This is a genomic window from Streptococcus sp. 544 (assembly GCF_013277385.1).
GTDB lineage: Bacteria > Bacillota > Bacilli > Lactobacillales > Streptococcaceae > Streptococcus > Streptococcus mitis_BA.
Genome location: NZ_VMMU01000006.1, coordinates 241234 through 250651, shown reverse-complemented (window position 1 = coordinate 250651; position 9418 = coordinate 241234). Strand labels below are relative to the sequence as shown.

Sequence of the window (9418 nt, the reverse complement as noted above, 5' to 3'; positions counted from 1 at the left end):
GCTTCCTAGTTTGCTTTTTGATTTTCATTGAGTATAAAATACAAGAAATACCTCGATTTTGAAGTCGAGGTATCTTTTTTACATTTGCACAATCTTGCGATAGCTTCTTGAAGTAATCATGAAAATCAACACATAGGCGATGAGGAAGATAGCGCAGATAGACAAGGTTACAGTCAACATCATAGTCGTATCCAGTACACCAATTACTTTTAGAATCAGACTAAGCATATGGTAGGCAAAGGCTAGATGTAGGAAGGCAAAGAGCAAAGGAAGGAAGAAAACAGTTAAAACCTGTTTGTTGATGGTTTGCTTGATTTGCTTTTGATCTAAACCGACTTTCTGCAAGATAATAAAGCGTTCACGATCTTCATAACCTTCAGAAATTTGTTTGTAGTAGATGACCAGAACAGTTCCGACCATAAAGATAATGGATAGGAAAATACCGATAAAGAAGACACCACCAAAGAGGGCACTCATCTGAGCACTAGCATCTGATAAATTACTACCATAAACATAGCTACCTTCCGTGTTTAATTGAGCATTAAATTGATCGAGGTATTTATCATACTCGTCAGCGACCTTGAGTTGTTCTTCTTCGCTGGCATTTACATTCATGCCACCGTAAAACTGATTATATATAGCCGAATCTGGGAATTGATCCAAAAAGGCTTGTAAATCAGGTACAACAAGGTAATTGTAATCAGCAGTCAAAATATTAAACTGATTTGGAACATGGTTGACAATAAAATCTTTAGTAAATTCTTCTTTTACAGAAAATTGATGATCATTCAGAATTAGAGTTTTTTGTTCTTTAACTCCCTCGTTCTTTGCAAAGAGTCCGACCTCATTTCCTGATAGAGACAGTTTTTGACCAGTCATATTTTCATAATCTTTTTGATCAAATACCATGAAAACTGTTGTGGGTTGGACACGATTTTGTCCTTTTTCAAAAAGGGTTAACTTATTTCCTTCTTGGTTCACAACACCAAAGTAAGTGTAACGAAACACTTCTTTTTCTTTAATCTTATAACCTTTGTCACTTGCAAACTGGCTCAAGAGTTTGTCCAAATCTTCTTTTTCAACATTTTGTCCTGAAACCCCAAAATCATGAGGATTTAGAACTTTTTTAAAGGATTCTGCGGAATTGAAAATGCTTGTCGCTGCTGACATGGTTACCAAAACCATTGTTGACAAGATAGCGATAGTTGCTAGTCCAACTGCATTTTTCTTCATACGGAAAATCAAGTTGGAAACAGAGATAAGATTATTTGGTTGGTAATAGTATTTCTTATTTTTCTTTAAGATTTGAAGGAAAACGGTAATTCCTGCATTAAACAAGAGATAAGTACCAAAGATAACCAGCAAAACAGCTAGGAAGAAGGTTGTTAAGGCTGTAAGAGGATCTTTTACCGTAAGGGCAAGATAATAGCCAATCCCTAAACTAATGGAACCGAGAATCGTTTGGAGAGGAAGGAAACGACCTTTTTTCTCTCCGCTAGCTTTCTCACGAGAAAGCTGGAGGGCATTCATACGAGCAATTCGAAGGGCATTCAGGAACATGAGACCTAGGAAAATCAAACCAAAGACAACAAGTACTGTAATGACAACTTTCATCTGGAAGGTAGCGACCAGTTCCACCTTTAATTTCATCAGTTTGAGCAAGAAAGCGAAAATTAACTTGTCAAACAAGGCTCCAATACCGATACCCGCTCCAACAGTTAGAATCCCAAATAGCACTAACTCCTTAAAGGTCATACTGATTAGATGACGCTTCTCCAAACCCAGCATGCCATAAATTCCTAGTTCCTTGGAACGATTTTTCATAACAAAACTATTGGCATAGAGGACGATAATGGCTGACGCAAGGGTGACGACAAACATACCAAATCCTAGAGTAGCTTGAATGCTTGATCCGCCACGGATTTCCGCAATCTTAGGATTGAAGGTTAGAGAGTAAAAGAGATAGGTGACAGTGACTGCCAAGAGAACAGCCAGCGCAAAAGGATAGTAGAGTTTGCGGTTTTTAATCAAGTTCGATACCGCTAACTTATTGGTTAATCGAAACATACTAATTCACCTCGCTTGCCATGACAGTCAAGGTATCAGAGATCTCTTGGAACATCTGACGTTCTGTCTTCTCTCCACGGTAGATTTGGTTGTAAAGAATGCCGTCTTTGATAAAGAGTACACGTTTGGCTCTGCTCGCTGCTGCTGTTGAGTGGGTTACCATGAGAATGGTTTGACCACGTTCATTGATTTCATCAAAGACATCAAGTAAGGCTGCAGAGGACTTGGAATCAAGGGCACCTGTTGGCTCGTCCGCAAGGAGAATTTCAGGTTCTGTGATGATGGCGCGGGCTACTGCTACACGCTGTTTCTGACCACCAGAAATCTCGTAAGGGTACTTCTCTTGCAATTGGTTGATACCTAGATTCTCAGCTGTCACCACCAATTTCTTCATCATCTCCGTAATAGGTCTTCTTGACAAGACAAGTGGAAGCAGGATATTGTCTTTAACAGATAGAGTATCTAGCAAGTTAAAGTCTTGGAAGACAAATCCTAGCTTTTCACGACGGAAGCTAGAAGCCTGTGAATTTTTAATGGTTGCGGTGTCAGTTCCATTCAAGTAAACCTGCCCACGAGTTGGTTTATCCAGCATAGCTAGGATATTGAGAAGAGTTGATTTACCAGAACCAGACTCACCCATGATGGCAACGTAGTCACCTTTTTCCACGGTAAAGTGAATATCCTTGAGGGCTTCTACTTGGTTGCCCTGAAAACGAGTTTTGTAAATTTTTTGAACGTGTTTTACATCTAAAAGTGTCATGAGAATCTCCTTTCTTAATATCCCATCAAATGAAATGTCGCTTGCATCATAGCGCATCCCAGCTGAACGCGCTCGATTTCTTTGTGGCTTGGTTGTTTTGTTTTCTTCTGTAAGATTTGTTTCATGATGTTACTCCTTTGTTCTTTATGAGTCTAGTTTACATCAAAAAAAGACCGCTTGCCATAACCTAACCTTACAAAAGAGACTTTAATCTTACATTTTTGTAAGATTGGGGGAAATGTAAGCAAAATTACTTAGAAAATGATTTGATTTCCTATTTTTAAAATTGTAAAATATACGTGTGAAAAGGCTTACCTTGGAAAGGAGGAAGCGGGAACTAACATTTGAGTAAGCTTACCTAGATAACATACCATTAAATTGAACACTTTCAAATCGTACTATCTATAAGGAAAGAAGGTGCGCTTTAATGAAACATAAAAAAACATATACTCATCGGACTTCTCTATCTGCTCTCTCCATTCATCGGTCAGCTCTTAGTTGAAAAAACATACTTTATCGGTACAGAATTTACAGGAACTGCTTATGTTATTTGCTGGTTATCAGTTGTTATCAGCATCCATCATTTTGCAAAAAATGTATTGTCTCAGCATGAAAAATAGATTAGAAACATGAGTTCAAAAGAATGCTTTTAGTTTGTAGATGAAGCTGGAAAAATATTATTAAAAGTAAAAAAGCTTTAAATCAAGCAGTTTAGACTATTGATTTAAAGCTTTTTGCGTATTCCAAATCTTTTGTAAAACCTCACCAAAACCAGCCTTCATTATCGTCAATGGCTTGAGCTTCTTTGCGTTTACGTGGGCCTGTTCCGTACATTTCTGCTTCGATTTCTTCCTTGGTTGGCATGATAGAAGCTAGGATGATATAGATAATCACCCCAAGTCCAAAGTTTGCGACTGTAAAAATGGCAAACAGAAAACGTACAAGGGTAACATCAAAGTTCCACTTGTCTGACAGACCTGCTAAAACTCCTGAAATCATGCGATTTCGTCTCATTTTATAAAATTTACTGTTCATGATATTTCCTCTTTCTGCTAGGTTAGACATAGTATATCACGGGTAGGCTCGGCTTTCATCAGTCCTCAGGCTGATTTATTAGTAGCAATTTACCTCGACAAAGTCCACAGCGATAGCGTTTGGTATCAATCCTACGCTTGCGCAGATACCTTTGTTGGCAGGATTGACAACGATAAAGCTTGAGTGGTTTAGAGTGGCTATTTGTCAAGGAGGGCACAAAGCGTAATCCATCCACTGCTTTCAAAAGGTCCTTAAAATCCCGATCCTTGTGTTGATAGCCCTTCCCTTGAAAATAGAGATGATAATGACAGAGTTCATGTCGAACAATTTTCCTAAAAACATCCAGACCCAGTTCCTGATAAACCTTTGGGTTGAAATCCAAATGCCCATCTTTGGGGAAAAATCGCCCACCTGTCGAACGTAGACGAGAATTCCACTGGACATGATGGATAAAAGGTCTGCCGAAGTCTTCTAGTGAAACCTGCTTGACGTAATCAGTCAGTTTCATTTGGAGCGAGGAGCGACAGATTGACTTTTTCACGTTCAGTATCGATTTTCTTGACCCAAACGGTCACCAAATCACCAACGGATACCACTTGGCTAGGATGTTTGATAAATTTACGACTCATATGTGAAATATGAATCAGGCCGTCCTCATGAATCCCAATGTCAACGAAGGCACCAAAGTCAACGACGTTACGCACCACACCTTCCAGCTTCTGTCCGACCACTAAGTCTTTGATATCTAGGACATCTTGGCGAAGTACAGGTGCATCAAAGGAATCACGGAAATCTCGACCTGGTTTGAGAAGATCTGCAATGATATCTTTAAGGGTTTCTGGACCAAGGTCTAGCTCTACCGCCATATCTTTGACTGAAAGCGACTTGAGTTTGCTTTGGGCTTCCTCGTTTAGGTCTTTAATATCTAAACGTTTAAAGAGTTCCTTAACAGCAGAATAGTTTTCTGGGTGAACTCCTGTATTATCAAGGATATTGCTACTTTCAGGGATACGAAGGAAACCAGCTGCCTGTTCAAAAGCCTTGGCCCCCAGACGCGGAACTTTCTTGATTTGAGCGCGTGAAGTGATTTTTCCTTCTTCCTCACGGTATTTGACAATATTTTCAGAAATGGTTTTATTGAGTCCAGCTACGTGTGAAAGAAGAGCTGGACTGGCCGTATTGACATTGACACCGACTTGGTTTACCACTGTATCGACAACAAAGTCCAGACTCTCAGATAGTTTCTTCTGACTGACATCATGCTGGTATTGACCGACACCGATTGACTTAGGATCGATTTTGACCAATTCAGCAAGGGGGTCCTGCAAACGACGGGCGATAGAAATAGCAGAGCGTTTTTCAACGGTCAAGTCTGGGAACTCCTGACGAGCAAGTTCGCTGGCAGAGTAGACCGAAGCACCACTTTCGTTTACGATGACATAACTAACCTCAGGAAAATCTTTCAGAACTTCCGCCACAAAGGCTTCACTTTCACGACTGGCCGTCCCATTTCCTATGGCAATAATTTCTACACTGTATTGACCAATCAAATCTGCCAGATCTTTCTTGGCTTCTTCGATTTGACGAGCTGACGCTGGTTTGACAGGATAAATGACCTGAGTTGTCAGCATTTTCCCTGTTGCATCCACGACAGCTAGCTTGGCACCTGTACGAAAGGCAGGGTCAAATCCTAGAACCACGCGCCCTTTCAATGGAGCAACCAAGAGGAGATTGCGCAGGTTGTCAGAAAAGAGTTGGATAGCTCCTTCTTCTGCTTTCTCAGTTAATTCTGTCCGAATGCGTCGCTCAATAGCAGGTAAGACTTTTTTCTTAACTGACTGTTGAACAACTTCATCTATATAGGCATTTTTTACCTTGAAACGAGCAGCAAAGAAGGCAAGGATACGGTCCGTTGCATGTTCAAAACCGACCTTCAAGACACCTAGCTTCTCCCCACGATTGAGGGCTAAGGTACGATAACCCTGCATATTTCCAACTGTCTCAGAAAAATCATAATAAATCTGAAAAACCTGCTTTTCATCAAGACTTTCATCCTTGACTTGAGAAGTAAGTTTAGAGTGTCTCAATACCTCCTGATAAGTCATGGCGCGCAGTGTCACGTCTTCCGATAAGGCTTCGACTAAGATATCAACTGCACCAGCCAAGGCTTCCTTCCCTGTCGCAAATCCTTCACAGACAAACTTTTCAGCCTCTTTCTCTAAGTCAGCTACATTTTGCAAAATCAAGCGAGCAAGTGGGAAGAGTCCGGCTTCACGGGCAATAGTTGCCTTGGTCCGACGTTTTTCTTTAAAGGGTAGGTAAAGTTCTTCTACATCTGCTAATTTTTCGGCAGCTAAGATAGCTTCTTCCAATTCCTTGGTCAGCTTGCCTTTTTCTTGAATCTTAGCCAAGACAGCTTCCTTACGGTCGTTGAGGTTAGTCAGACTTTTATCTAGGTCAATAATAGCCTTAATCGCCACCTCATCCAGACTACCAGTCATATCCTTGCGATAACGCGCGATAAAGGGAATAGTCGCCCCTTCAGCTGTCAAACTTAGAACGGTATCGATTTGCTTTAACGTCACTCCCAAATCCTGGGAGATTTTTTCATATTTTTTATCCATGAATCTATTATACCACAAGCTAATATTATTCAAATTATCTCTTACAATTTTAAAACATAAGTTGGGAAATAAATTTACTTCATTTCAATATTCTATTCATTGAGAAGGTTGCAATTTAATTCTAATAGTTTACAAAAGGATTCGTGATTAATTTCACTGTTTTTATTTTTGACAATAATGCGCCACTATTCTCCCTCTCTATTCTTCAAGAAAACGCTTTTTTGAACAATAGGATTGTAATTTCTGTTTCTAATCGTTTAAAATGCGTGTTTTTGAGAAATAAAAAAATCGCAAGCCTGAGCCTGCGGTGAGTGTAATCTATTTTGAATTTTTTAAACAAAAAAGGAGCATTTAAGCTCCTCCTTTGATATAACGGACACTTGGCTGGTCGGTGTACCCAGCATCTCAGATACCTTTTTCAAGGTGCGGCAGGAACCTTTCTGCCCTCAAATGTCTTTCGTTAATGTTATTCTAGCACTATCTACTTTTTTTGTCAAGCTTTCTCAATCTACCAGACTTAATACGAGTTTGTAACTTGAAATCTTGTAAGCGATACATGGTCGGAACATAAAAGAAATCACCACTTTTATGTAACTTAATCGCAACAAGAACATTATCATCAAATCTTTTTACATATTCAAAACTAGCATCTTTCTCTCGTGGATTGACCCCAACGAAATCTGGATTACTTAGTATCAGTTCCAGATCTTCGATATGACGAATCACATCATTGTGATGACGTTTCAACATATGGCTTCTTAAACCTTCTTTGTTAACCTTGATATCACTGGCTTCAAGAACAATATTAAAAATTTCTTTTACTTCGTCAGTAACCTGACCGATCTTTTCATGTTCCATCATTTCCTCCGTTATTCCACAACTATTATATCACAATCATAGTGTATATCAGGATATATCAAGCTCTATTATTCGTTAGATACTCAATTTTAACTTTTCCCTTTTCCTCAAAATAATAGTATAATAGAGGTAGAATTTAGAATCGAGGTACACCTATGGCTGTAAAATTTACAAAACGAGACGACTTGGACAAGATGTTTGAAGAGTTTGCTAAACTCCCAGATTTGAAACAAGTCACTTTCCCTGATGACAAAGAGAAAAAAGCCAAAGCAGAAAAGAAAAACTAGATGACTGCTTTCCAACAACTCCCATCTAGTGTGCTTCAGACTGGGGCTATTTTTCTCTCTATAATCATTGAAGCCCTACCCTTCGTTCTGATAGGAAGTATTGTCTCAGGGCTGATTGAGGTCTATATCACACCTGACAAGGTTTATCATTTTCTCCCTCGAAATCGTTGGGGGAGAATCTTTTTTGGGACCTTCGTTGGGATACTTTTCCCTTCTTGTGAATGTGGAATCGTCCCCATTATCAATCGTTTTCTGGAAAAAAAGGTTCCCAGTTACACGGTCGTTCCCTTTCTTGTGACAGCACCTGTCATCAATCCTATTGTTCTCTTTGCGACCTATTCTGCCTTTGGGAACTCCTTCCATGTCGCTCTGTTACGAGCTCTAGGTTCCATTGTAGTGGCTGTGATACTTGGGATTTTTCTAGGATTCTTCTGGCAAGAACCGATTCAGAAAGAAAATCGTTTGGCCTGTCATGAGCACGATTTTTCTCATTTGAGTCCTGCAAAAAAAGTTTTTCAGGTTTTTGTGCAAGCAATTGATGAATTTTTTGATACGGGACGTTATTTGGTATTCGGCTGTCTCTTTGCTTCTGTGACACAGGTCTACGTTCCGACTCGAATTCTGACCTCTATCAGTGCGACTCCTCTTTTTGCCATCCTGCTCTTGATGCTTTTGGCCTTTCTTCTTTCGCTCTGTAGTGAGGCGGATGCCTTTATCGGGACTTCTCTTCTCTCGAGTTTCGGATTGGCACCGGTTCTAGCCTTTCTCGTTATTGGCCCAATGCTGGATATTAAAAATATTCTCATGATGAAAAATTACTTGAAAGCACGATTTATCAGTCACTTCATTATGATTGTGACTCTTGTCGTCTTAGTGTATTCTCTCTTGATTGGAGTCATCCTATGATTCGATTTTTAGTTTTAGCTGGCTATTTTGAACTGACTATTTATCTCCATCTGTCGGGCAAATTAAACCAGTACATCAACATGCACTATTCCTATCTTGCCTATATTTCCATGGTCCTTTCCTTTATCTTGGCTATTGTTCAATTGTATATCTGGATGAAGCAAGTCAAAACCCACAGTCATCTGAATAGCCGATTAGCCAAGATGACGAGTATTTCTCTTCTGGCTATTCCACTTGTCATCGGCTTAACTTTTCCAACTGTTAGCTTGGATTCTCAGACCGTTTCAGCAAAAGGCTATCATTTCCCCCTATCGGAAGGAACGGATCTGGCCATTCAGACAAGCGAAGGGACGACAAGTCAATATTTGAAACCAGATACCAGTTCTTATTTTTCAAAATCAGCCTATGAAAAGGAAATGCGAACGGCGGCGGATAAATACTTGTCCCAAGATAGCATTAACATTACTAACGAAAACTATATGGAAGTCATGGAAGCTATCTACGACTATCCAGATGAGTTTGAGGGCAAGACAATCCAGTTTACAGGCTTTGTCTATAACGACCCCAGTCATGCCAATAGCCAATTTCTGTTCCGCTTCGGCATTATCCACTGTATCGCGGATTCAGGTGTCTATGGCTTACTGACCAAGGGAAATACCCGTCAATATGAAAATAATACTTGGATAACAGCCAAGGGAAAACTGGTCAATCACTACCATAAAGAACTCAAACAAAACCTTCCAACCTTGGAAATCGAAAGCTTTACCAAAGTCGATAAACCAGAAAACCCCTATGTGTATCGAGCTTTTTAAGGAAAATAAGATAAAAACGAACAAGTTCTCTTCTGAATAACAGAAAAGAGCCTGTTCGTTTTTGTTGAG

At 39.7% G+C, this 9418-nt stretch carries 10 protein-coding genes; 4 read left to right on the top strand and 6 right to left on the bottom strand.

Features of this window, described 5'->3' with window-relative positions:
• Positions 1-78 precede the first annotated feature (78 nt).
• Positions 79-2067: an ABC transporter permease gene (locus HT728_RS03900; protein WP_173233876.1), complete on the bottom strand. Its 1989-nt coding sequence runs from the start codon at positions 2065-2067 to the stop codon at positions 79-81.
• 1 nt (position 2068) lies between these two features.
• A complete protein-coding gene (locus tag HT728_RS03895; RefSeq protein WP_000173372.1) occupies positions 2069-2827 on the bottom strand; it encodes an ABC transporter ATP-binding protein in 759 nt (252 codons plus the stop codon).
• 434 nt (positions 2828-3261) lie between these two features.
• Here HT728_RS03895 and HT728_RS10780 point away from each other — a divergent pair, with 434 nt between their 5' ends.
• Positions 3262-3447, top strand: coding sequence for a hypothetical protein (locus HT728_RS10780; RefSeq protein WP_262080031.1), 186 nt, complete (start codon positions 3262-3264; stop codon positions 3445-3447).
• 142 nt (positions 3448-3589) lie between these two features.
• Here HT728_RS10780 and HT728_RS03890 read toward each other — a convergent pair whose 3' ends face one another.
• The 4 genes from HT728_RS03890 to HT728_RS03875 form a co-directional block, all read right to left on the bottom strand.
• Positions 3590-3862, bottom strand: coding sequence for a PspC domain-containing protein (locus HT728_RS03890; protein ID WP_001085044.1), 273 nt, complete (start codon positions 3860-3862; stop codon positions 3590-3592).
• 58 nt (positions 3863-3920) lie between these two features.
• Positions 3921-4370 carry a SprT family protein gene (locus HT728_RS03885; RefSeq protein WP_173234123.1) on the bottom strand — a complete coding sequence of 150 codons (450 nt, stop codon included), beginning with the start codon at positions 4368-4370 and terminating at the stop codon, positions 3921-3923.
• Positions 4357-6486: a Tex family protein gene (locus HT728_RS03880; RefSeq protein ID WP_173233874.1), complete on the bottom strand. Its 2130-nt coding sequence runs from the start codon at positions 6484-6486 to the stop codon at positions 4357-4359. The genes HT728_RS03885 and HT728_RS03880 overlap by 14 nt, the downstream gene beginning before the upstream one ends.
• 477 nt (positions 6487-6963) lie before the next feature.
• Complete coding sequence (locus HT728_RS03875) at positions 6964-7344, bottom strand: PBECR2 nuclease fold domain-containing protein (RefSeq protein ID WP_164225984.1); 381 nt, start codon at positions 7342-7344, stop codon at positions 6964-6966.
• 155 nt (positions 7345-7499) lie between these two features.
• Between HT728_RS03875 and HT728_RS10740 the strand changes: the two genes are divergently transcribed.
• Genes HT728_RS10740 through HT728_RS03865 form a run of 3 tightly spaced genes read left to right on the top strand, consistent with a single transcriptional unit; the run spans position 7500 to position 9349 of the window.
• Positions 7500-7631, top strand: coding sequence for an SPJ_0845 family protein (locus HT728_RS10740; RefSeq protein ID WP_000268685.1), 132 nt, complete (start codon positions 7500-7502; stop codon positions 7629-7631).
• Positions 7632-8537, top strand: coding sequence for a permease (locus HT728_RS03870; RefSeq protein ID WP_173233872.1), 906 nt, complete (start codon positions 7632-7634; stop codon positions 8535-8537).
• Complete coding sequence (locus HT728_RS03865) at positions 8534-9349, top strand: TIGR03943 family protein (RefSeq protein WP_112443571.1); 816 nt, start codon at positions 8534-8536, stop codon at positions 9347-9349. Before HT728_RS03870 ends, HT728_RS03865 begins: the two co-directional genes overlap by 4 nt.
• Positions 9350-9418 lie beyond the last annotated feature (69 nt).